Consider the following 25,147-nt stretch of genomic DNA (forward strand, 5'->3'; position numbering starts at 1 on the left):
TGTGACGCTGAATATATGAATATTTAGCATATAAGTTAAAATAATGTTTACGTGATCTTAAATAATCGATTTCAAGCCCCAGGAAATTTATTAGTATGTTTTTTGGTTTTAATTTTTGCTTCCTGTGAGCAACGGGAAAAAGAAAAAAATAACTCTGATAAAACTGAAAAATTAACCGCACATGTGGATCCTTTTATAGGAACTGGAGGACATGGACATACCTTTCCCGGAGTGGCTCAACCTTTTGGGATGTTGCAACCTAGCCCAGATAATGGAAGAAGTGGTTGGGACTGGTGTTCCGGTTATCATATATCAAGCGATACCATTGCTGGGTTTAGTCAATTGCACCTAAGCGGTACCGGAATTGGTGATTTAGCCGATTTACTTTTTATGCCGGTTACCCAGGAGATTGATCTTAGCCAGAAAGTAACTTCACAGAAAGATATTCCTTATGCTTCAGAATTTCAACACGATTCTGAAATTGCCATTCCCGGTTTCTATAGTGTTTTTCTCGATAAACCTCAAGTGAAAGTTGAGCTCACAACTTTAGACAGGACTGCATATCATAAGTATGAATTTGAGGAAAACGGCGAACAAAGCCTTATTCTGGATTTGGGTTTTGCCATTAACTGGGATAAACCTACAGAAACCGCTATAAATATTGAAAATAAAACCACAATTAGCGGTTATAGGCACAGTACCGGTTGGGCAAATAACCAGAAAGTATTTTTTGTAGCAGAATTTTCAAAACCAATAACCGATCACCGATTTTTTCAGGATTATCAAGTAGTGGAAGGAGATAAAGTTTCGGGAGAGAAGACTTCAGTGCAATTCTATTTCGATAAAGATTCCGGTCGGGAAATTGAAATGAAGATCGCTGTTTCTTCGGTAAGTGTTGAAAATGCCAAACAAAATTTAGCCCAAGGAGATTTCGATTTTGAAAATATCAAAGAAGAAGCCATTCAAAATTGGGAAAAGGAACTTTCTGGAATAAAAGTAAAAACTCCGCAGGACTCCTTAAAAACAATTTTTTATACAGCACTTTATCACACCAAGCTTTCCCCGGTGGTATTTAGCGATAGCAATGGAGAATTTAGAAAAGAAAATGACAGTATTGTAAAGACCAATTACACAGCATACTCTACGCTTTCTCTTTGGGACACTTTTAGGGCGCAGCAACCCCTACTTACCATAACCAACCCAGATAAAGTTACCGATATTATTAATTCTATGTTGGAATATTATAAGGTTGAAAAATCGCTCCCGGTATGGACGCTTTATGGAAATGAAACCAATACCATGACCGGCTATCATTCAATCCCGGTAATTGCAGAGGCTTACTTTAAAGGAATTGAGGGGTTTGATCCTGAAGAAGCCTTTAAAGCAATGAAAACTACGATGATGCAAGATGCTCGAGGACTAAAAGCTTATAAAGAGCATGGGTTTATCCCATATGATGCGAGTGATGAATCTGTTACTATGACTTTAGAATACGCCTATAACGATTGGTGCGTAGCGCAAATGGCGAAAGCATTAGGGAAAGAAGAAGATTATGAATATTTCTCTAATCGGGCCAAAGCTTATGAAAAGGTTTTTGATAAGGAAACCGGTTTTATGCGCGGAAGAAAAAGCGCAGAAAATTCGTGGAATGAGCCTTTTGATCCAAAACATTCTAACCACCGTGTAAATACAGACTATACCGAAGGTAATGCCTGGCAACATAGCTGGTTTGTGCTTCACGAGCCGGAAAATCTTATAGAATTACACGGTGGGGAAACTGCATTCAACGAAAAACTGGAACAGCTTTTTACAGAAAGTTCTGAGATTACCGGAGATCATATTTCGGCAGATATAACCGGTTTAATCGGCCAGTATGCTCACGGAAATGAACCGAGCCATCATATTGCTTATTTGTTTAATAAAGCAGGGCAACCCTGGAGAACGCAATATTGGGTGCGAGAAATTTTAAAAACCCAATATAGCACCAGGCCAGATGGACTAAGTGGAAATGAAGACGCAGGACAAATGTCGGCATGGTATGTTTTTAGTAGTATGGGCTTATATCCTTTTAATCCTGCTTCAGCAACTTATGAAATTGGCAGTCCAATCTTTGAAGAATCAGAAATCCGTTTAAAAGGCGGAAAAACTTTTCGCATAAAGGCTGAAAATGTTTCCGATGGAAATATCTATATACAATCGGCCAGTCTAAATGGAGAAGAGTTCAATCAAACCAATATTTCCCATGAAAAGATTTTAGAAGGAGGAGACCTCGTTTTTAAAATGGGGGCTGAGCCTAATAAAGAATGGGGTACTAAGAAAAGCAGCTCGAACTAATGGCATTTTGGGATGTATTTATAATTATTGTATACGTGGCCGTTACTCTTGGCCTGGGGATTTATGTTTCCCGTAAGGCTTCTAAAGGTCTTGACTCCTATTTCTTAGGTGGAAAAAGCATAAAATGGTACTATTTAGGGCTAAGTAATGGATCAGGAATGTTTGATGTTTCCGGAACGGCCTGGATGGTGGGAATTTTATTTCTATACGGGGTAAAAAGCTTTATGTTTATGTGGATGTGGCCAATCTGGAACCAGATTTTTGTCATGATGTTCCTGGCGGTCTGGATTCGTCGTTCGGGTGTGATGACAGGTTCTGAATGGATCTTAACCCGCTTTGGTGACGACAGGGCAGGAAGGGCTTCTCACCTAATTGTGGCAATTTTTGCCGTAGTAGCGGCCATAGGTTTTATAGCTTATTTTTTTGAAGGTGTAGGTAAATTTATGACTGTAATATTACCCTGGAGTCTGGATTTATTTATTGGCGATTTTTTATTGCTAACATCTGAACAAGCTTACGCACTAATTATAATTTTTCTTACTACTATTTATACCATTAAAGGGGGGATGTTTTCGGTAGTAGCGACAGAAGTTTTACAATATTTAATTATGGTATTAGCAGGAATCCTGATTGCCGGCTATACTTTTTTTGTAATAACCGATGTGGAAATTAGTGCAGCGATTCCCGAAGAATGGAAAAATGTTGCCTTTGGAAATGAACTGGAAGGTTTTTGGAGCGGTAAAAAGGATGTTTTTAATGAACTTATTGATACCGAAGGATATAAAATGTTTGGAGCTTTTATCGGGATGACCCTGTTTAAGGGTTTTTTCGCAAGTGTCGCTGGTCCAACGCCCAGTTATGATATGCAACGTATACTCTCTACCCGAACTGTGAGAGATGCTGCTTATATGAGCGGATTCACAAATTTGGTACTTTTTATTCCGCGTTATTTACTGGTTGGTGGAATCGTGGTTTTGGGGCTTGTATTTCTCGCACCAGAAATTGCTGCGCTGGAAAATTTAAATGGAGGTGATATGGAATTAGTATTACCTCAGGTTATTAATTATGAAGTGCCCGTTGGAATTAAGGGTTTGTTGCTGGCTGGGCTTTTAGCTGCTTTTATGTCAACCTTTTCAGCTTTTGTAAATTCCGGGCCTGCATATATAGTAAACGATATTTACAAAAAATATTTTAAACCTGAAGCTACCGATAAACATTATATAAGGGCGAGCCATATTTCTTCATTTTTGGTGGTAGCACTTGGGGTAATTATGGGCTTTTTTGCCGATTCAATAAATTCAATCACATTATGGATAACCAGTGCGCTGTACGGCGGATATATTGCTGCAAATTTTTTAAAATGGGTGTGGTGGCGTTTTAACGGTTGGGGTTATTTTTGGGGCATGCTCTCCGGCTTAATAATCGCTACCCTACAATTTTTTGTAGATAAGAATAAGGAACATTATATGGAAGGTAGCTGGTTGTTTGAAATTGCGGGTACACCGGCCATTTATCTCTTTCCTATCATTTTTGGGTTTTCCTTATTAGGCTGTATTTTGGGAACCTGGCTAACTCCAGCTACTAATTACCAAACCTTAAAATCATTTTATGAAAATGTACGCCCCTGGGGATTATGGAAACCGGTACGCAAAATGATGGAGCAGGATGGGCATCCGGTAGAGAAGAATAAGGATTTCGGGATAGATATGTTTAATTGTGCGATAGGAATACTTTGGCAATCCAGTATGATATTGATGCCAATTTACCTTGTGGTGCGCGACTTTTATCAGGTGTTAGTTTGGTTAACTGTATTTATTATAACTACGGTAATTTTAAAATTTACCTGGTTGGATAAAGTAAAAAATTATAAAGAATAATATGGAAAAATTAAAAAATATTCCCTGGCAGGAGAAACCTGAAAATTGTAATACGGTAATGTGGCGTTATTCAGAAAACCCCATTATAGACCGTTATGCAATTCCTTCCTCCAACAGTATTTTTAACAGTGCAGTGGTGCCTTATAAAGATGGTTATGCCGGAGTATTTAGGTGCGATAATAAAGCGGTGCAAATGAATATTTTTGCCGGTTTTAGTAAAAACGGGATTGATTGGGAAATAAATCACGAGCCTATAGATTTTAAAGCGGGCAATACGCAAATGATAGACTCTGATTATAAGTACGATCCGCGGGTGGTTTTTATAGAAGACCGCTACTGGATTACCTGGTGTAATGGTTATCACGGCCCAACAATAGGTATAGGATATACTTTTGATTTTCAAGAATTCTTTCAGTGTGAAAATGCGTTTTTACCTTTTAATCGGAATGGGGTGTTATTTCCGAAGAAAATTAACGGTAAATATGCTATGCTAAGTAGACCTAGTGATAATGGACACACCCCGTTTGGCGATATTTATATTAGTTACAGCCCTGATATGAAATACTGGGGTGAGCATCGCTGTGTGATGAAAGTTGCTCCATTTGAGCAAAGTGCCTGGCAATGTACCAAAATTGGCGCCGGCCCAATTCCAATTTTAACAGATGATGGCTGGCTTGTATTTTATCATGGAGTAATTGCTACCTGTAATGGTTTTAGGTATTCTATTGGGGCAGCACTCTTAGATGAAAATGAACCTGATAGAGTTAAATACCGTTCTCAACCTTATTTAATGGCTCCAGCTGAGTTATATGAACTTACTGGAGATGTACCAAATGTAATTTTCCCCTGTGCCGCTATACATTCGGAAAAAGAGGATAAATTAGCTCTCTACTACGGCGCGGCCGATACGGTAACTGCAATAGCTTTTGGAAAGCTTCGTGAGATTGTAAATTTTGTAAAAAATAACAGTTTATGATAAAACAATATATTTTTGTTTTAATGGTAATTGGTTTCCTTTTTCAACAGCAAAATTTTGCTCAAAGTAAACAGGTTCCTCGTACCTACGTTGCCCATAAAACTTCAGAGAAGATAATTATTGATGGCAAGGCAGAAGAAACCGCCTGGAAGACTACACCTAAAAGTCAGGATTTCATAGATATTGAAGGTGAAAAAATCCCTACCTATCAAACCAATATGAAAATGCTTTGGGATGAAGATTACCTGTATTTTTATGCGAAAATGGAAGAGCCGCATATTTGGGCTACTTTAAAACAACGTGATACGGTTATATTCTATAATAATGATTTTGAAATCTTCATAGACCCAGATGGTGATACCCATAATTATTACGAGTTTGAAATGAATGCTCTAAATACCATTTGGGATTTATTTATTGTAAAACCTTACCGTGAACCAGCGCCAATTGTGGACAGCTGGGATATTCAAGGCCTCAAATCTCAGGTATATATACAGGGAACCTTAAATGATGCTTCTGATGAAGATGAATTTTGGAGTGTTGAAGTTGCTATGCCATGGGAAGTTCTAAAGGAAGCTAATAGCCACAATGAAATCCCAGAGAATGAATTTTGGCGTATTAATTTTTCTCGGGTAAACTGGGAATTTGATCTGGAAAATGGTACTTATTCCCGGGCCAAAGATGGGAAAGGTGGTTTTAAACACGAATATAATTGGGTGTGGTCACCGCAAGGAGTTATTAATATGCACGAACCGGAACATTGGGGATATGTTTATTTTTCAAACAAAGCTCCTGGCGAAAAAGAGGAATTCAGTATTCCAAATGATGAGAAAATAAAATGGGAGTTATATAGAATGTACCGTGCTCAAAAAACCTATAAAGATAAAAATGGAAAGTGGGCAGGAACTCTTTCAAAAATCAATGGGGATTTTGTACAGGTTGAAGGTGAAAAACTGCAGCCTAAATTAGAAGTCCACAAAACAGGCTGGAATATTTGGGTAGAAAGCCCCTTTACAGGCGATAAACTTCTTATTAAAGAAGATGGAGATTTTATAAAACAAAAAAACTAACCGGTATAAAATTTAAAAAATGAAATATATCTATTATTTATTATTGGCTTTTACAGTTACAGCTTGTGGAAATTCTTCTGCTAAAAATGATTCAGCTGCAACAAAGAAATCTGAAGAAAAAACCAATTCTTCAAACAATGATTTTAAGTATTGGACCTGGATAACAGCCAGTCCCGAAAAATCAGATAAGGAGTATTCAGAAGAATTCAGAAAATATAAAGAAAATGGAATAGATGCAGTGTTAATTAATACAGAAGCTGATGCCCAATTGCTTTCAGAATTAGCTCCACTGGCTACAGAACAAGGTTTGGAAGTTCATGCCTGGATGTTTACCGTGAACCGCCCGGGAGATGAAGAAGCTCAAAAACACCCTGATTGGTACGCAGTGAGCAGGGATGGTAAATCCACTTTTGACCAACCACCTTATGTTGGTTACTATAAATGGCTTTGCCCAACCCGGGAAGAATCTAAAAATCATATTTTAAGTTTGGTAGAAGGTTTGGCCAAAGTAGAAGGTGTTGAAAGTGTACACCTGGATTATATTAGGTATTCTGATATCTTTCTTCCTATCGGGTTGCTGCCAAAATATGATTTAGAGCAAAATGAAGAACTTGCTGAATTTGATTTCTGCTATTGTGAGGTTTGTGTAGCTGAATTTGAAAAAGAGCATCATAAAAATCCGAAAGATTTTGATAATCCGGCTATTGATATGGAATGGAAGCAATTCCGTTTGAATAAAGTAAAAGCGATTGTAGATGAAGCTTATAAAATAGCCCACAAGAACGATAAATATTTAACAGCAGCTGTATTTCCTTATCCTGAAATGGCAGATCATATGGTACGTCAACGTTGGGATAAATGGAATGTTGATATGGTTTTGCCTATGATTTATCAAAATTTTTATAATGAAGAAATAGACTGGATTGGTTTTGCTACAGGGCAGGGTGTTAAAGATTTAAAGGGTACTAATACTGAATTGCACACCGGGATTTACCTTCCAGAATTAAATGGGGAAGAACTGGTAAATGCTATAAAGTTTGCTTATGAAAATGGAGCAAAAGGAGCAGCATTCTTTGATGGAGGAGCCTTTACTGATGAACATTTTGAAGCACTTAAAAAAGCAAGAGAACTTCTAAAAGAAGAATAATGTATAAATTTAAAGAATACTATATTTCATTCGTGGTCGGATCTTTAGCTCTAGTACTCACAGGGCAGGACCTTTTTTCTCAAAACGAATATTATCTCGATCCTGAAATAAATCAAGAAAATAGGGAGCCTATGCGGGCTTCCTATTTTGTTTTTGAGAATAAATCATTGGCAGAAACAAATAACTGGAAAGATTCTAAAAACTATTTAAATCTTAATGGAGAATGGGATTTTAAATGGTATGAAAGTCCGGGTGAATTACCAAAAAATTTCCATACCCTTAACTTTGATGACTCTTCCTGGAATACTTTTCAGATACCGTCAAACTGGGAGGTTAATGGTTATGGTATTCCTATTTATGTAAATGCTACCTATGAATTTCAAAACCTAATAGATATTAATCCTCCAAAAGTACCGGTGGATTATAATCCAACAGGGGTGTATCGCCGTAACATTGAAATAGACGAAAATTGGGATCAGAAAGACGTGTTTTTACACGTGGGAGCGGCAAAATCAAACCTGAAAGTTTGGGTAAATGGAGAATATGTTGGTTATGGGGAAGATGCCAAATTACCGCAGGAATTCAATATCACACCATTTATTAAAACCGGTAAGAACTTAATTGTAATGAAAGTTATGCGCTGGAGTGACGGCTCATATTTAGAAGGACAGGATTATTGGCGAATGAGCGGTATTACCCGTGACACCTATCTTTTTGCAAGAAAAAAAGTGAGATTGCAGGACTTTGAGGTAAAAACCGAATTGGATGAGCATTACCAGGATGCCATTCTAACTATCGTACCGGAGTTTTCAGATATACCTAAACGCGACAAACATAGGCTGGAAATCATACTTGAAAGGGAAGATGATAAGTTATACCAGGCTGAAAAGAGAGTAAGCGAATGGCAGGAATCTTCAGAAATTAAAATAGATGTTGAAAATCCCGATAAATGGACGGCCGAGACACCAAATCTATACACAGTAAAATTTACGCTAAAAGATAAAAAAGGAAAAGTACAGGAGATTATTCATCAAAATGTAGGCTTCAGGGAAATTCAGATTAAAGATGCTCAATTATTGGTAAATGGTAAGCCAGTACTTTTTAAAGGCGTTAACCGGCACGATACAGATCCTACCACTGGACAGGTTGTTTCTCGCGAAAGAATGTTGCAAGATGTAAAGAGGCTTAGAGAATTCAACTTTAACGCGGTTAGAACTTCACATTATCCCAATGATCCATATTTCTATGAACTTTGTGATAAGTACGGCCTTTATGTGGTTGATGAAGCTAATATTGAATCTCATGGGATGGGTTATGATTTAACCAGAACACTTGCTAATAATCCTAATTGGAAAAAGGCACACCTGGAACGTCTTGAAAGAATGGTTGAAAGGGATAAAAACCACCCTTCAATTGTGATTTGGAGTATGGGTAATGAAGCGGGGAATGGATATAACTTTTATGAGGGCTATACCTGGATAAAAGAACGTGATCCTTCACGGCCTATAATGCATGAACGTGCAATTTTACCTTATCGAAGTAAGGCAGATATGCAAGTTGAATGGAATACTGATATAATTGCACCAATGTATGCCTCTCCCGATGAGATGTTGGCTTATGTACAAAAAAATCCTGATCCCGATAGACCTTATATTCTTTGTGAATATGCTCACGCTATGGGAAACAGCCTTGGGAATTTTGAAGATTATTGGAAGATAATTCGGGACTACGATACTTTTCAAGGTGGATTTATTTGGGATATGGTAGACCAGTCCATTTATAAAATATTGGAAGACGGCACTAAAATTTTTGCCTATGGGGGAGATTTTGGTCCAGAGGATGTTCCTAGTGCTAATAATTTTCTCAATAATGGCGTGTTTTCACCTGAAAGAAATCCAAATCCACACGCTTTTGAGGTTAAGAAAATTTACCAACCAGTGCGAACAAGTTTGGTGGATGCACAAGCTACTAAGATTAAAGTTTTTAATGAACAATTCTTTAAGGACTTATCTGATGTAAGATTAAACTGGTTTTTGCAAGCTGATGGAGAAATTATAGACAATGGCGAATTAGAATCTTTAGAAATAGCACCCAGGGAACTAAAAGAGATCGATTTGGGCTTCCCACTTCCCAATGAAAATTATAATGAGATATTTCTCAATTTAGAATATATTCTTAAGGCAGAGGAGGGCCTCTTAAAAGAAAATCATGTTCTTTCTAGTGAACAGTTAGCTATTAGAGTACGAGAGCCGCAAAAACTTGAATTTTTAGAAAAAACAGCAATAAAGGTTGAGGATTCAGAAAAGAGAGTATTGTTCAAAGATGAACGGGTTACTTTTAGTTTTAACAAAGAAACCGGCTTTCTAACAGATTATATTTTTAAAGGGAATAAAGTACTGAAAACAGGTTTTGATTTTAAACCTAATTTCTGGCGTGCACCCACCGATAATGATTATGGAGCCCAACTGCCTACCAGGCTGGAAGTCTGGAAAAAGATGAGCGAGCAACCACCGTTAGAATCATTTAATTATAAAGAAAAAGATGGAAATTATATCATTTCAACAAAATATGACCTGGATGAGGTCGCTTCCAGCCTGTATATAGAATATAGCATAAGTGGATCGGGAGAAATAATAGTTGACTATCAATTAAATACCGATCCTCAAAACGAGAAGAGAAAAATGCCATTAAGAGTTGGAATGCAAATGCAGTTACCATCGCAATTCAACAACTTGGAATATTATGGTAGAGGACCTCATGAAAATTATAAGGATAGGAAAAATTCAGCTTTAATAAAAAAGTACAGTCAAACCGTCGCAGAGCAATATTATCCTTACATCCGTCCACAAGAAACAGGAAATAAATCAGACGTCCGTTGGTTAATGTTAGAGGGCAATAACATCAACTTAAAAGTTGAGGGTGAGCAACCGTTTAATTTTACTGCGCTACACTATTTAATGAAAGATCTGGATGATGGGGAAAAAAGAGACCAGCGCCACGCAGCCGAGGTAAAACCGCTTGAACTTACCAGTCTGTTTATTGATAAGGCACAGATGGGGCTGGGAAGCATTACCAGCTGGGGACATTTACCCCTGGAGAAATACAGGCTTTTAGATGAAAAATATCACTATCGTTTTAAAATAACTCCTGAAACTAAGTAAGCTATGATAAAAAAGGTTACACTAATTGTACTTTGCTTGTTAATTATTTCGTGTGAAAGTAGCGAGAATACAGTTGATTCTAATAATATTCAAATAATTCCTGAACCAGAACAAATGAGTCTAAGGGATGGTGAATTTACCTTTAACGAAAACACCAAAATTATAGTCCCCGATTCTCTAAAACCTGTTGCTGAAATTTTAACCGAAAAATTTAGCAGTGCCGCCGGTTGGAAGCTTGGTATTTCTACCGATAAACCTGAAAAAAATTATCTAATTTTTAAGCTTGATGATGAACTAGAAAAGGAAACATACCTTTTAGAAAGTGATAAAGAAAAGGTAGAAATAACTGCTTCAGGCATACCCGGCTTTGTATATGGAATTCAAAGTTTAAGACAATTATTGCCTATCAAAATTGAAGAAAATTCTGTGCGGGAAATCGATTGGAGTATACCGTTCGTAAGTATAAAGGATAGTCCAAGGTATAAATGGCGGGGCAGTCATTTAGATGTGGCACGTCATTTTTTTGAAAAAGAATATATAAAAAAGCATTTAGACCGAATGGCTTTTTTAAAGTTAAACACTTTCCACTTTCACTTAGTAGATGATCAGGGATGGCGAATAGAGATTAAGAAATATCCAAAACTTACCGAAGTAGGTGCATTTAGGGTAGATCATGAAGATAAGCATTGGAATGCCAGGCCTACACCACAACCGGGAGAAAAAGCGACATTAGGCGGGTTTTATTCACAGGCAGATATTAAAGAAATTGTGGCCTATGCCGAGAAACTTGGTATTACTGTAGTGCCAGAAATTGAAATGCCGGCACATGTGATGAGTGCCATTGCAGCTTATCCCGAACTATCTTGTTTTGAAAATGAAATTATGGTACCCTCTGGAGGGGTGTGGCCAATCACTGACATATATTGCCCCGGAAAAGAAAATACCTTTGAGTTTTTAGAAGACGTTTTACTGGAAGTAATGGAATTATTTCCCTCTAAATATATTCACGTAGGTGGGGACGAAGCGACTAAAACCAATTGGGAAAAATGCCCCGATTGCCAGGGCAGAATGCAGGAAGAGGATCTGGCGAATGTTGAAGAGCTTCAGAGTTACTTTATACAACGAATGGAACGGTTTATTAGTTCTCACGATCGAGTTTTAATTGGTTGGGATGAAATTTTAGAAGGCGGATTGGCCCCAGGAGCAACCGTTATGAGCTGGCGAGGCGTACAGGGAGGATGGGAAGCTTCAAAACAAGGGCATGATGTTGTAATGACACCTGGGTCTCATATGTATTTTGACCATTATCAGGGTGATCCCGATACAGAGCCTGTGGCCTTTGGAGGTTATACCACGCTTAGCAAAGTTTATGAATTTGATCCCATAGTAGATTCTATGTCCATAGAACAAAAGAAGCATGTGCTTGGAGGTCAGGCGAATTTATGGAGTGAATTTATAGATAGCCCCAGTCATTCTGAATATATGTTATTTCCCCGACTGGTAGCGCTTTCTGAAGTAGTATGGAGTCCAAAAGAAAAAAAAGATTGGAAGGTTTTCTCAGAAAAATTAAAACAAAATATCCTCCCACGCTTAGAGGCAATGAATATTAACTACGCCAAAAGTGCATTTGCCGTTACCGCAGAAACCGAAGTAGATTTAGATTCTGAAAGTTTAAAAATAAGCCTGGAAAATGAATTTCCCAATACTGAAATTAGATATACTTTAAATGATAATACCTTAAATGAATCTTCCAAAAAATATACTCAGCCCCTGGAGATTTCTGAAACCACTAAACTTAAAGCAGCTGTTTTTGAAAATGGAAGACAGCCCGGTGCAGTTTTGGAAAAAACTTTTAGTTTTCATAAAGCTGTGGGAAAAAAAGTAAGGTATGAGCCCATCTATCACGATAGTTACAAGGGACCGGAAGATGTGGGCTTGGTAAATGTACTTCGTGGAAGCTTAAACTTCCATGATGGCCAGTGGCAGGGATGGTTAGTAGACGATGTGAGAATTGATATAGACCTGGATGAGTTAACAGAGATTAATAAAGTAAGTGTGGGAGCGATGGAAAATCAGGGATCTGGTATTTATTATCCATTGAAAGTTTCTGTATCCATCTCAGAGAATGGAAATAACTACCGTTCTATAGGTAGCATTTCGCGCGAATTTAAAGAAAACGGAAATCCGGAATTAAAAGATTTCAGTATAGAATTGGAGGAATCTGTAGAAGGAAGGTTTATTAAAGTAGAAGTAGATAACCTGGGTCATTCACCAGGAGGAGGAGATTCCTGGCTGTTTTTAGATGAAATAGTTGTTGAATAATTAAAAAGAGTTTTAATGAATAAATATGTATTAGTATTAATTTCTGTTTTGACTTTTTTAAGTAATGCCCTTAAAGCGCAAGAATCAGAAATTGTAGAAGTATTTAAAAACCAACCGGTAAATTTTCACGGAGAGAAAGGTGATACTTTGAGTATTAAAAGGGTACAAGATGGACGGCTTTTATTTAAAAAGGTTAAAGCTCCCGTTTTTCCTGAAGGTACAGATGTAAAACTGAAAATGACCCTAAAATCAGCAGGAGATGCCTGGGATAAATCGGGATCATTATTTGTGGTAACTGAGCCTGATAAAATTGATATAGAAGATATTGCGAATGGAACCGAAACTTTTCCAGAAGCAGCAGGCGTTAAAGATTATCCAGGAATTAAAATGGCTGAAAATTATATTCCTGCTCTTGAAATTTTACGATTTATGACTCCTTTTGGAGTGGGTTATTACAGTGATGAAGAAGCGCATCCAAGAATACGCTATAACCGCCCTGTTTCGGTTCCAAATTGGGCTCAGGAAGTAGTTTGGGAAGAAAATATAAGCCATTTGGCTTCAGAACTTACCGGGGAGTTTATAATAGGTGTTTGGATTGATACCTGGACGGCCGAAGGCTATACCATAGATGTTTCTCTTGAATACTCTGGAAGACCATTAACCACAAATAAAGTGATTCCTTTAGTAAACACCATTTATTATGCAGGGCAAAAGCACCCAGACCTTTTTGCTTATCAGGACCTGGAAACTAATTTTGAATTACCCGAAGATGCAACCAATGTAAAACTTCATTATATCACTACCGGTCACGGGGGGCATAGTGGCGGAGATGAGTTTATAAAAATTAACAATAAAGTGAACGTTGATGGCCGTAAAGTGATTGATTTTATTCCATGGCGTGACGATTGTGCTTCTTTTAGAAGGTTTAATCCATCTTCTGGAGTGTGGACGCGTCAGGATACTGCCTATGCTTACAACAAAAAGGGTAAAAAGGAATATAAAGAGATTGAAGAACGCCTGGCTTCTTCAGACCTTTCTCGTTCTAATTGGTGTCCCGGCTCAAAAGTTAGTCCTGAAGTTGTGAATTTGGGTGATATGAAACAAGGCAACCATACATTAAAGATTTCTATTGATGGGACGCCCATAGAAGGAGATAAACTCAATCACTGGCTGGTTTCGGCTTATTTAACTTATGAAGAATAAACATGAAAAAGTTTTTAGTTGTATACGGTTTACTATTATTCCAATGTGTAACCGCTCAAAATGAACCGGTAGATTACGTAAATCCATTTATAGGAACCTCTAATTTCGGAGCTACCCATCCCGGGGCAATAGCCCCGAGAGGGATGGCAAGTGTTTCTCCTTTTAATGTAGCAGGTCGAACAGATTTAAATTCTTTAGAAAAAGATAGTAGGTGGTTGTCTAACCCGTATGTTTATGAAAATAAATTTTTAACAGGATTTAGTCATGTCAATATGAGTGGCGTTGGATGCCCAGAACTTGGGGTTATTATTAGTATGCCTACTACTGGAAGTCTAAAGATTAACCATCTCAATTATGGAACAACTTATTCAAACGAGGAGGCTAAAGCAGGTTATTATTCGGCGGAATTAGATGAATATAATATTAAGGCTGAAATGACGGCTTCAACTAGAACGGGAGTGAGCCGTTATTCTTTTCCGAAAGGGAAATCAAACATTTTATTGAATTTAGGTTTAGGTCTTACTAACGAGCAGGGAGCTATGGTTAAAATTGTATCTCCTACTGAGATTGAAGGAATGCGTACGGTAGGTTCGTTTTGTTATAATAGTCCCGAAGCTGCATATCCTGTGTATTTCGCTGCTGAATTTTCAGTACCTGCCAATGAATTTGGTGCCTGGAAAATACCTTCCAGATATGAAGGTGAAGAAGCCCAATGGATGACTTACAACGGGGAAACTCGCATTAAAAAAGGTTTTACCCGGGAAGTAATAGGAGATAGTATTGGTGCATATTTTACTTATGATTTTAAAGAACCTACCTCGGTTGAATTAAAAATTGGAGTTTCCTATGTTAGTATAGAAAATGCCCGGGAAAACCTTAAAAAGGAAACCGGTGGAAAAGATTTTGATGCGGTATATGCGGAAACTAGAAAATCCTGGCAGGATAAACTCTCTGTTGTTGAGGTTAAAGGAAATAATGAAGAAGATAAGCATGTTTTTTACACTTCTTTATACCATATGCAAATTCATCCAAATATTTTTAATGATGTAAATGGAGAATATCCAGAAATTTCAACAGGTAAAATTGGTAAAACAGAAGGAACACGCTACACTACTTTTTCTTTGTGGGATACTTATAGAAATTATCATCAATTACTCAGCCTTCTTTATCCTGAAGAACAATTAGAGATGGTAAACTCTATGTTAGAGATCTATGATGAAAATGGTTGGTTACCTAAATGGGAATTAAATTCTACAGAAACTTTTACAATGGTGGGAGATCCTGCTGCAGTTATTTTGTCTGACACTTATTTACGCGGACTTACAGATTTTAATGTAGAAAAAGCTTACGAAGCTATGCTTAAAAGTGCTACAAAAACTGAAAACAATCCATTACGACCGGGGCTTGATGAATATATTAAAAATGGCTTTGTAAGTGTAGATTCTGGTGTGGCGGGTCCGGTTTCGGTAACTCAGGAATATAATATAGCAGATTTTGCAATTGCTCAACTGGCAAAGGAATTAGGTAAGGAAGAAGGTTATCAAAAATTTTTAAAGCGTTCGGTTAGTTATAGAGAATTATATAACCCAGAGTCTCAATTCCTTCAACCTAAACATGAAAATGGTAGATGGATGGAAGGTTTTGATCCTTTAGCCGGAGCTAATTTCAGCAAAAATCCAGGGTTTATTGAGGGAAATGCCTGGCAATACCTTTTTATGCTTTCTCATGATGCTGAAGGATTAATAAAATTAATGGGTGGAGAGAAGGCCTATGAAGAAAAGCTGGATGCGGTTTTTGAAAAAGGCCACTTTGATATGGCCAATGAACCAGATTTCGCTTATCCTTATCTTTATAATTTTATTCCAGGCAGTGAAAACAAAGCTTCAAAACAAGTAAATAAATTATTAAACAAGTATTATAAAAACTCTCCTGATGGGTTACCTGGTAATGATGATACAGGTACAATGAGTGCCTGGGCAGTTTATAGCATGATGGGATTCTATCCAATTATACCAGCTAAGTCCGTTTACACCATAACAACTCCTGTTTTTGAACAAATTAAAATCAAGTTAAATCCTGATTTTTATGGAAAAGACAGTTTAATTATTCGCAAAAAGGAAATTAACAACCAGAAAAATAAGGTTTATCCGTTGATGCGAAATAATCAAGTATTCCCTAATTTTTTCATTAGCCACGAAGATTTAGTGAACTCTAAAGAGTTAATATTTTTAACACCAGAAAAAGAATAATTTAAGTTTTTACGAACTCCTTATGTTAAACGCTATTCATTTGGTTTATCGATAACGTTTTCGTTTAAGGTTATTTAGCTATTGAGCTATGTTATTAGTCGAAATTAATTTTTCATCTTAAAGATTATGACAAATTTGGGTAAAGTTTAAGAAAACAGACACTAGCTGTTTCGAGAAATTAACCAAAAACTAATAATAATGAACAAAAAATTATTCTTGTTTGCATCTTTATTATTGTGTAGCATTCAAGTCTTGCTGGCACAATCACAATCCGTGAGCGGTAATATTGTTGATGCCGAAAATGGCATGCCGCTTCCGGGAGTAAATGTCGTGGAAAAAGGAACCAGTAACGGGGTCTCTTCTGATTTCGATGGAAATTTTACAATTGAAATAGATGAAGGGAGTATTCTCCAATTTTCTATGTTAGGATATATAACCCAGGAAATTGAGCCTGAAGGATCGGAAATTCAAATTGAATTAGCCCCCGATACTGAAGCGCTCGATGAAGTGGTGGTAACCGCCCTTGGAATTAAAAGAGAAAAAAAATCTCTGGGTTATGCGCTTCAGGAAATTGGAGGGGAATCCCTAACAGAAGCCCGGGAAAATAACCTTGCCAACGCAATGACTGGTAAGGTTGCCGGCTTGCAGGTAGTGCGAGGGAGTAATGGGCCAGCCAGTTCTTCTAAAATTGTATTAAGAGGTAATAACTCCCTTACAGGAGATAATCAGCCTTTAATTGTGGTTGATGGAGTACCAATGGATAATTTCACCGGTGCAGCTAACAATGATTTCTGGAACCCTTCACCAGATATGGGGAATGGGCTAGGAGATTTAAATCCTGAAAACATTGAAAGTATGACGGTTTTAAAAGGAGCTTCAGCAGCAGCTCTGTATGGCTCTCGTGCAGGAAATGGAGTTATTTTAATTACTACTAAAACTGGAAAAACTCAGGAAGGTTTAGGAATAAGTTATTCAACCAATATAGGTTTTCAATCAATTTTCAGTTCACCAGATTTACAAAGTTCATTTGGCCAGGGTGCCAATGGTCAATACGATAATCAGTCTGGTTTAAGTTGGGGGCCAAAAATTGAGGGCCAAACTGTTGAAAATGCGGAAGGAGAGCAAGAACAACTTCAGGCTTATGATAATTTGGACAATTATTTTGATAATGGCTTAAATGTTAACCATAGTTTATCTTTTCAGCAACAGGTTAGTGATGGGACTTCTTTATTTTCTTCAGTTAACCATTTAGACGATCAAAGTCTTATACCCGGAGCAACATTAAAACGTTTAAATCTTATGACACGTGGAGTGTCTGTTTTTGGAGATAAGGATAATTGGAAGAGTGATGTAAAAGTACAGTATATTAGATCTACTGCTGAAAATCGTCCGTTAAATGGGGTAAATGTATCTAATGCATTTTCTACAATGTATTTATTACCACGGTCTTTAGATGTTACGAAATACGAGCGTGATACTGATGAATTTGGAAATATGAGATGGTATGTTCCTTCTAACTCTATGAATCCTTATTGGGCTTATAGAAACAATTTAAACATGGACACTAGAGACCGGTTTATGCTAAACGGTTCTATTCGCCATGATTTTAATGATTGGTTATATGCTGAAATAAAAGCTGGTGCTGATCTTTATACTACTAATACAGAATCTAAGTTATACAGCGGTAGTCCTTTATCACCAACTGGTCGTTACAGTTTAGGTAAGAATACCTTTAGGGAAACCAACTATAATGCATTGATAAGTGGTTCGAAAGATGATATTATAGGAAAATGGGGTGCAGCAGTAACATTGGGAGGAAACCTTATGGAGCAAGAATCCAGTTTAATAAGTAGCAATGCTGGAGAGTTGGAAGTGCCTAATTTATTTTCATTAAACAATGGGATTGCAAATCCTGGTGTTTCTCAGGGCTATTCTAACAAAAAAATTAATTCGCTATTCGGAACTTTTCAGGTTAATTACGATGGTTTTCTCTTTGTGGACGTTACCGGGCGTAATGACTGGTCTTCTACTTTAAGCAAGGCTAATCGTTCATTCTTTTATCCTTCGGTAAGTACTTCATTAGTAATTAGTGATATGATAAAAAATACCGGTGGTACTTTACCAGACTGGATAACTTTTGCTAAAATAAGAGCATCTTATGCTGAAGTGGGTAACGATTTGCCAGCCTATCAGTTATTTAATTTTTATAATATAGGAAAAGATCCAAATGGAAATACTACGGCAGGTAGAAATGGAACGCTTTATAATCCAGATGTAAAAAGTGAATTAATTAGATCTAACGAAATAGGATTTGACGCTAGGTTTTTTAATAACCGATTCGGTATTGATTTCTCCTGGTATAAAACCAATGCAACAAGGCAGTTAATCAATTTACCTTTAAATCCTTTAAGTGGTTATGGCAGCGTTAAAGTTAATGCCGGAGATATCGAAAATAGAGGTTTCGAGCTTATGTTAAATGGACGAATTTTAGACAACCCGAATGGTTTTAATTGGGACATGAACCTAAACTTTTCAAGAAATGTGAATACGGTGAATAGACTTGCAGATGGAGTTAGTCAATATACTCTTGGAGGGTTTGATAATGTGAGCATTCTTGCCGTGGAAGGTGAGCCTTATGGAGAGATTTATGGTACAAAATACCAGCGTGTTGAAGATGAATCTAGCCCGTATTTTGGACAAATTATAGTAGATGAGGAAGGTATACCTCTTGCTAGTAGCGATAGGGAGCGTCTGGGGAATCAGCAACCCGATTTTCTTTTAGGTTTCTCAAACTCTTTTAGATATAAAAATTTAAGTTTAAGTTTTCTGGTAGATGCACGAATTGGAGGAGAGATTTTTTCAGGAACTAATCGAGCAATCCAAAATGCAGGAACAGGAGCTCAAACTGTTGTGAATGGAAATCGTGAAGATTTGGTTATTGATGGTGTAGTAGCTGATGGCGAAGGTAACTTTAGTCCAAATACTACAGGTGTATCTCCTCAACTTTACTGGATGAACCTTACCGAAAGATCAGGAAACCTTGGTATTAATGAAGCTAACATTTACGATGCTACAAATGTTAGGTTGCGATCTGTAAACCTTAGATATGATTTGCCTAACCGATGGATTGAGAATACCTTCTTTAACCAGGCTTATGCCGGTATTTCTGCAAATAATGTTTGGATGATAGACAGTAACTTAAATGGGGTAGACCCAGAGTCGGTTTTTGCTACTGCCACCAATGCCGTTGGATTTGAAAACCTGGCTTCCCCAACTATCCGAACCGTATTTTTAAATATTGGGGTTAAATTTTAATTTTTAAAGAGAAATATTATGAAGAATATGATAAAAAGATGGACTGTTGCAGCAACAGTACTTGTTGGGATAAGTTCTTGTTCAGATTTTGAAGAAATCAATGTAAATCCCGTAGCCGCAAATGCAGATCAGGTACAGGTTGAATACTTTATAAATAATTCAATTGTATCTGCTCAACAGGATCCCCACGTGTCAGAAAGAGCATTTGTACTTTACTGGAAAGCCGCTGGAAGACAAGATAGAACTAATACATTGCCTATAGGATCATATAATGATGGCTGGAGTAATGATTATTTTAATTCTATTTCAGGGTGGTTAAATCACGCTTATACAGCAATTCAAATTGCTGATGAAAAAATTGAGAATGGAAATATAAATGAGTATACCAATAACCTAAAACAGGTAGCCAGGATTTGGAGAGTTTACTTATTAAGTGAAATGACTGATAATTTTGGGCCTATTGCTATTAACGGTTTCCAGGGAGAAAATCCTGATTTTAACAGTGTAGAGGAAGTTTACGATTTTATGTTAACTGAATTAAAAGAGGCCGTTGCTGATATGGATGAAGAGGTAACTGTTCCATCAAATGTTCAGGATCTTGATCCCGCGTATGGATATAATTTCAATAACTGGAAAAAATATGCCAATTCTATGAGAATGAGATTAGCAATGAGACTTTCTCAGGTAGATGAAGCTAAAGCCCAGGCTGAATTTGAACTTGCGGCTAGTGATGAGTTTATAACCAATTGGGATGAAAGTTTTAAAGTTGCTGAAAGACCTGGTTGGGATGCATTAACAGGAGTTATGACAAGAGAATGGAACCATCAGTACCTTTCTCCTACACTTAACAACTTAATGATTGGTTTAGGTGGAATTTCTTCTGAAGAATTATTACCCTCAGATTTACATCAATATATTAAACCTGAAGGTTATTTTGGTCGCAAATATGAAAATCATTTTACTACTTTAACTAATAATCCTTCTGCAGGATATTGGTTTGATGGTTTACATCCCGAAATAGATCCCAGGGCTTATAAAGCTTATATAATTCCGGGTTGGTTTGACAATCCTGAAATGAACCGATACCCATCCTGGGATCTTTCTGCAACCGGAACCACGACCCGAAATTTATTGGATGGTGATAATGTTGTAGAAGAAATAGATGCAGCCTTCACCTGGAATGCACCTTCTATAGGAGATTGGGGTGAAAAAGGTTCTAGAAACCAGGTTTATAGCTGGCCAGGAACTTTGCCTCGTTTAGCCAATAAATTTAGAAATAGTACTTCTGAACGAGTATTCTTTGGATCCTGGGAAAGCTACTTCTTAATTGCCGAAGCGGCAGTTAGAGGATGGAATGTGCCACACGATGGCCAAATTGCTTATGAAGAAGGTATTAAGCAAAGTTTTGATTATTGGAATATCTCCTCGTATACTGAAGAGTATGTGGCTTCAGAAGATTATAACCGCGCAGGTACTTCGGTTAGTTGGAACCATACGGCTGAACCTATGAGTAAAACTGTAAATTATATTAACGGGTATACCGGGAGTGAAGAAACAACAACCTTCTCTTATCCAGACAACCACCTTTATCAAAATGGAAATGTGAAGAATGATCATTTAACTAAAATTATAACACAAAAATTTATAGCTCAGGTTCCCTGGCTACCTCTTGAAACATGGAACGACCATCGACGTTTAGGTTTACCATTTTTCGAAAATCCGGCAGTAGAAAATTCCTTACCAAATTTACCTGCACTGGGACAAAATAATTATAATGAAAGTAGACAGGAGTTTTTTCCACAGCGTTTAAGATATCCCGGTAACTTACAAAATAATGTTCCAGAAGGTTATCAACAGGCTATTAATCATTTAGGAGGAGACGATAGTGTACTCACCCCTTTATGGTGGGCAAAACCTGAATAAATAGACAATTTTAAGGAATTGTTGTATTTTTTAAAATTCTGAATTTTAAAAATTATTACACGAAGTAATTGTTTCTATATCATTCATAAGGGTCATCGATTAATTCCGATGGCCCTTGAATTTTTTAATCTTAAACTATTATTATATGAAAAGGCGTAGTTTTATTAAGTCTGCCGGTACTATAAGCCTGGGTATCCCCTTTTTAAATTCCTGTTCCAGTTTACCAGCTTTTCAACAGGAAGATTTCTCTATTAAAACTGGTCCCGTTAGTATTAATACCTGGAATTTTCAGGAAGCTGGAAAGACAGCAGGGGCCACATTGATCCAGGGGGGCACGGCATTAGACGCTGTTCAACGAGGAGTAATGGTAGAAGAAGCCAACTTAGATAATACTACGGTGGGTAATGGCGGCGCCCCCGATAGGGAGGGCGAAGTTACCTTAGACGCCTGCATTATGGCTCCCGATGGTAATTGCGGCAGTGTTGCTTATCTTAAAAATATAGAGCATCCGGTACTTGTTGCTCGAAAAGTGATGGAAGAAACTCCTCATGTGATGCTGGTTGGAGAAGGTGCCTATAACTTTGCTATTCAAAATGGATTTAAACCAAAAAATCTTCTGACTGAAAAATCAGAAAAGGAATGGAAAAAATGGTTGAAAGAGAAGGATTATAAACCTATTATCAATATTGAAAATCACGATACTATTGGAATGTTAGCAATAGATCAAACCGGGGATATAGCTGGAGCCTGTACAACTTCAGGCTTAGCGTATAAAATGCAGGGAAGGGTAGGTGATTCTCCAATTATAGGTTCGGGTTTATTTTTAGATAATGAAGTAGGGGGAGCGGTAGCTACTGGTATGGGAGAAGAAATCTTAAAAAATGTAAGCAGCTTTTTAGTGGTAGAATTAATGCGCCAGGGGAAATCACCACAGGAATCGTGTGAGCTCGCTATAAAAAGAATAATTAAAAATAATTCGAAATATAAAGATTTTCAGGTGGCTCTGCTGGCTGTAAATAAAAAGGGAGAAGTAGGTTCCTATTGTATTCATCCAGGGTTTACTTATGTAGTAAATAGAGCTGGAGAAAACAAAAATATTAAAAGTGAATCTTACCTATAAAAAGCCGATGCTTAAGCCTTGAACGTGCTTGGGTTATAGTAAATATAAAGGATTATTTCTGAGTTAGAAAAGAAAAAGAAATACCATTAGCCATTTCCTTCAATCATGGGTATCCATTTTATATGGAATAAATGCCGAACAGTATTTTTAGAAAATACAATATTTAATAATTAAAAAATTTTCTCGTGTAAAATGAAAATATTCAATGACCAGCGAATAGTATTAACCTTAGATGCTGGAGGTACAAATTTTGTTTTCTCTGCCCTACAAGGTGGTAAGCCTATAACTGATTTATTAACCTTACCTTCTTATTCTAACGATTTAAAAAGATGTCTTAATACAATCATCACCGGATTCGAAAAAATTAGGGAAGCCATATATCCTGAGAAAGCAGTAGCCATAAGTTTTGCTTTTCCGGGTCCTGCTGCTTATAAAAAAGGAGTTATTATAAATCCACCAAATTTTCCAGGCTTTAAGAGTAATGTTGCTTTAGGGCCTTTCTTAGAAGATTATTTTAATCTACCTACTTTTATTAATAACGATGGAGACTTATTTACCTATGGAGAAAGTATTGGTGGTTTTCTACCAGAGGTTAATAAGGGTTTTAGAGATTTTGAAATCAATAAACAGTTTAAAAACCTTATTGGCATTACCCTGGGCACTGGTTTTGGAGGTGGTATTGTAATTAATAACCAAATTTGTGAAGGCGATAACTCGGCTGGAGGTGAGGTCTGGTTAATGCGCAATTTGCTAGAACCCGAAATCATAGCAGAAGAAAGTGTTAGTGTACGAGGAATTCAACATTATTATAAAAATCTATCGGGCGAAAACCAGGAACGCAGTCCAAAGGAGATCTTTGAAATAGCAATTGGGAACGGAAATGGAAATAAAAAAGCTGCAATAACGGCTTATGATAATATGGCCCAGGTGGCGGCTGAAGCATTGGCAAATATAATCACCTTAATAGACGGTTCAGTGGTGATTGGTGGAGGGATATCTGGTTCTTCTGAATTATTACTTCCTCAAATTTTAAAACATTTAAATGGCGAGATTAAAACTCGTAAAGGAGAAAAGTTGAATCGTATAGTATCCCGGGCTTATTCTTTTGAAGAGAAGGAGAGCAAAAACGAATTTTATCGCAGAGCAAGAAAAAAAGTAAAGATTCCATTTTCTTCCCGTGACGTCGAATTTATGGCGAACAAAGGAATTCCAATAGGGATTTCACGCTTGGGAACAAGTAAAGCAATTATGCTTGGCGCCTACGCCATAGCTTTAAATCAAGTGGAAAATTTTACCCTAACTACAAAGAAGTAAAGCAATACATTATATAATAAAAATAGTAATTAACAATCAATTAAACTTTGATATGACCGGTATCTCTTTAACGGGGAAGCATTTATAAACTTAAACGGATAATGAAATTGAAAAAAACGATAATATTTCTTAGTATTTTAATTGGTTTTCACAATCTCCGGAAGAAAAAGCCATAAAGGAACACGGCTACCCAGAATGGTTTAAGGAAGCAAAACTTGGTATTTTTATACATTGGGGACTATACTCTGTACCAGCTTATGGAGGTAAAGAGTCTTATGCTGAATGGTTTTTGAGAGGGTTACAAACCAATGATAGTTTGCGTACTACTTTTGTGAAAGAGAACTACGGGCCAAACTTCAATTACAAAGATTTTGCTGGTGAGTTTAAAGCAGAACTCTTTGATCCCGAAGAATGGGCTGAGATATTTAAAGAGGCGGGAGCCAAATATGTGGTTTTGGTTTCAAAACATCACGATGGGTATGCATTATGGCCAAGTAAATTTAACCGAAACTGGAATAGTGTTGATACCGGTCCAAAACGTGATATAGTTGGCGAATTAACAGAAGCTGTGAGGGATGAAAACCTTAAAATGGGGCTATACTATTCTTTAGCTGAATGGAATCATCCTTTACATCGCTGGTATACAGATCCTCATGATAGCATTGGCCGATATGTTGAAGAATATATGGTGCCACAATTTAAAGAATTAGTCAATGCATATAAACCTTCATTAATTTTCACCGATGGGGAATGGTACAATACTGCTGAACAATGGCAGGCTCCACAGCTTATAAATTGGTATTACGAAACAGTAGGTGATGAAGCCATAGTGAACAATCGCTGGGGTCACGGCTTGGATGTTGGTTTTTTAACTCCGGAATACAGTTCTGGAATAACCGAAACAGAAAGGCCCTGGGCCGAAGTCAGGGGTATTGGACGTAGTTTTGGTTTAAACCGAAATGAAGATTTGGAAGCCTATGGAACCGGGAAAGAACTCATTCAGCGGTTTGTACAAACCGTAGCAAATGGCGGTGGTATGATTTTAAATGTTGGGCCAAGAGCCGATGGGTAAATTCCTATGATTCAGCAAGAGCGTTTAAAGGAATTAGGAACCTGCCGAGAACCAAATTTCCATG

Annotated in this window: 13 protein-coding genes and 1 pseudogene; all 14 read left to right on the forward strand. The window is 37.2% G+C overall.

What is annotated here, in order from left to right; all coding sequences use genetic code 11:
- Positions 1–51: 51 nt before the first annotated feature.
- Positions 52–2,334: a GH92 family glycosyl hydrolase gene (locus B4F31_RS12980; RefSeq protein WP_286761451.1), complete on the forward strand. Its 2,283-nt coding sequence runs from the start codon at positions 52–54 to the stop codon at positions 2,332–2,334.
- Positions 2,334–4,211, forward strand: a complete 1,878-nt coding sequence (locus B4F31_RS12985; protein WP_075326339.1) for a sodium:solute symporter family protein — start codon at positions 2,334–2,336, stop codon at positions 4,209–4,211. The genes B4F31_RS12980 and B4F31_RS12985 overlap by 1 nt, the downstream gene beginning before the upstream one ends.
- Before the next feature lies 1 nt (position 4,212).
- Positions 4,213–5,187, forward strand: coding sequence for a glycoside hydrolase family 130 protein (locus B4F31_RS12990; protein WP_286761452.1), 975 nt, complete (start codon positions 4,213–4,215; stop codon positions 5,185–5,187).
- On the forward strand, positions 5,184–6,257 hold the full coding sequence (locus B4F31_RS12995) for a carbohydrate-binding family 9-like protein (RefSeq protein WP_075326343.1): 1,074 nt from the start codon (positions 5,184–5,186) through the stop codon (positions 6,255–6,257). Before B4F31_RS12990 ends, B4F31_RS12995 begins: the two co-directional genes overlap by 4 nt.
- A 19-nt stretch (positions 6,258–6,276) precedes the next feature.
- Entirely contained in the window at positions 6,277–7,404 is a 1,128-nt protein-coding gene (locus B4F31_RS13000) for a family 10 glycosylhydrolase (RefSeq protein ID WP_075326344.1), read from the forward strand.
- A complete protein-coding gene (locus B4F31_RS13005; RefSeq protein ID WP_286761453.1) occupies positions 7,404–10,565 on the forward strand; it encodes a glycoside hydrolase family 2 TIM barrel-domain containing protein in 3,162 nt (1,053 codons plus the stop codon). The genes B4F31_RS13000 and B4F31_RS13005 overlap by 1 nt, the downstream gene beginning before the upstream one ends.
- A gap of 3 nt (positions 10,566–10,568) precedes the next feature.
- A complete protein-coding gene (locus B4F31_RS13010; protein ID WP_093302111.1) occupies positions 10,569–12,887 on the forward strand; it encodes a glycoside hydrolase family 20 protein in 2,319 nt (772 codons plus the stop codon).
- A gap of 15 nt (positions 12,888–12,902) precedes the next feature.
- Positions 12,903–14,090 carry a peptide-N-glycosidase F-related protein gene (locus B4F31_RS13015; protein ID WP_093302113.1) on the forward strand — a complete coding sequence of 396 codons (1,188 nt, stop codon included), beginning with the start codon at positions 12,903–12,905 and terminating at the stop codon, positions 14,088–14,090.
- A gap of 2 nt (positions 14,091–14,092) precedes the next feature.
- Positions 14,093–16,339, forward strand: coding sequence for a GH92 family glycosyl hydrolase (locus B4F31_RS13020; protein WP_286761454.1), 2,247 nt, complete (start codon positions 14,093–14,095; stop codon positions 16,337–16,339).
- Positions 16,340–16,537: 198 nt separating this feature from the next.
- Positions 16,538–19,654: a SusC/RagA family TonB-linked outer membrane protein gene (locus B4F31_RS13025; protein ID WP_093302118.1), complete on the forward strand. Its 3,117-nt coding sequence runs from the start codon at positions 16,538–16,540 to the stop codon at positions 19,652–19,654.
- Between the two features lie 18 nt (positions 19,655–19,672).
- Positions 19,673–21,577: a SusD/RagB family nutrient-binding outer membrane lipoprotein gene (locus B4F31_RS13030; protein ID WP_286761455.1), complete on the forward strand. Its 1,905-nt coding sequence runs from the start codon at positions 19,673–19,675 to the stop codon at positions 21,575–21,577.
- A gap of 145 nt (positions 21,578–21,722) precedes the next feature.
- Positions 21,723–22,697, forward strand: coding sequence for a N(4)-(beta-N-acetylglucosaminyl)-L-asparaginase (locus B4F31_RS13035; protein WP_286761456.1), 975 nt, complete (start codon positions 21,723–21,725; stop codon positions 22,695–22,697).
- 192 nt (positions 22,698–22,889) lie between these two features.
- A complete protein-coding gene (locus tag B4F31_RS13040) occupies positions 22,890–24,011 on the forward strand; it encodes an ROK family protein (RefSeq protein ID WP_286761457.1) in 1,122 nt (373 codons plus the stop codon).
- Positions 24,012–24,177: 166 nt separating this feature from the next.
- Positions 24,178–25,083 (forward strand): annotated as a pseudogene (locus tag B4F31_RS13045) (alpha-L-fucosidase); the annotation flags it as partial.
- Between the last annotated feature and the right edge of the window lie 64 nt (positions 25,084–25,147).

It is taken from the genome of Salegentibacter sp. UBA1130, from assembly GCF_002311535.1.
In the GTDB taxonomy this organism is placed as follows: domain Bacteria; phylum Bacteroidota; class Bacteroidia; order Flavobacteriales; family Flavobacteriaceae; genus Salegentibacter; species Salegentibacter agarivorans.

Excerpts from the sequence above, each read along its gene's own strand:
- B4F31_RS12985 (WP_075326339.1), top strand. The coding sequence starts at position 2,334 with ATGGCATTTTGGGATGTATTTATAATTATTGTATACGTGGCCGTTACT.
- B4F31_RS12990 (WP_286761452.1), top strand. The coding sequence starts at position 4,213 with ATGGAAAAATTAAAAAATATTCCCTGGCAGGAGAAACCTGAAAATTGT.
- B4F31_RS12995 (WP_075326343.1), top strand. The coding sequence starts at position 5,184 with ATGATAAAACAATATATTTTTGTTTTAATGGTAATTGGTTTCCTTTTT.
- B4F31_RS13000 (WP_075326344.1), top strand. The coding sequence starts at position 6,277 with ATGAAATATATCTATTATTTATTATTGGCTTTTACAGTTACAGCTTGT.
- B4F31_RS13005 (WP_286761453.1), top strand. The coding sequence starts at position 7,404 with ATGTATAAATTTAAAGAATACTATATTTCATTCGTGGTCGGATCTTTA.
- B4F31_RS13010 (WP_093302111.1), top strand. The coding sequence starts at position 10,569 with ATGATAAAAAAGGTTACACTAATTGTACTTTGCTTGTTAATTATTTCG.
- B4F31_RS13015 (WP_093302113.1), top strand. The coding sequence starts at position 12,903 with ATGAATAAATATGTATTAGTATTAATTTCTGTTTTGACTTTTTTAAGT.
- B4F31_RS13020 (WP_286761454.1), top strand. The coding sequence starts at position 14,093 with ATGAAAAAGTTTTTAGTTGTATACGGTTTACTATTATTCCAATGTGTA.
- B4F31_RS13025 (WP_093302118.1), top strand. The coding sequence starts at position 16,538 with ATGAACAAAAAATTATTCTTGTTTGCATCTTTATTATTGTGTAGCATT.
- B4F31_RS13030 (WP_286761455.1), top strand. The coding sequence starts at position 19,673 with ATGAAGAATATGATAAAAAGATGGACTGTTGCAGCAACAGTACTTGTT.
- B4F31_RS13035 (WP_286761456.1), top strand. The coding sequence starts at position 21,723 with ATGAAAAGGCGTAGTTTTATTAAGTCTGCCGGTACTATAAGCCTGGGT.
- B4F31_RS13040 (WP_286761457.1), top strand. The coding sequence starts at position 22,890 with ATGAAAATATTCAATGACCAGCGAATAGTATTAACCTTAGATGCTGGA.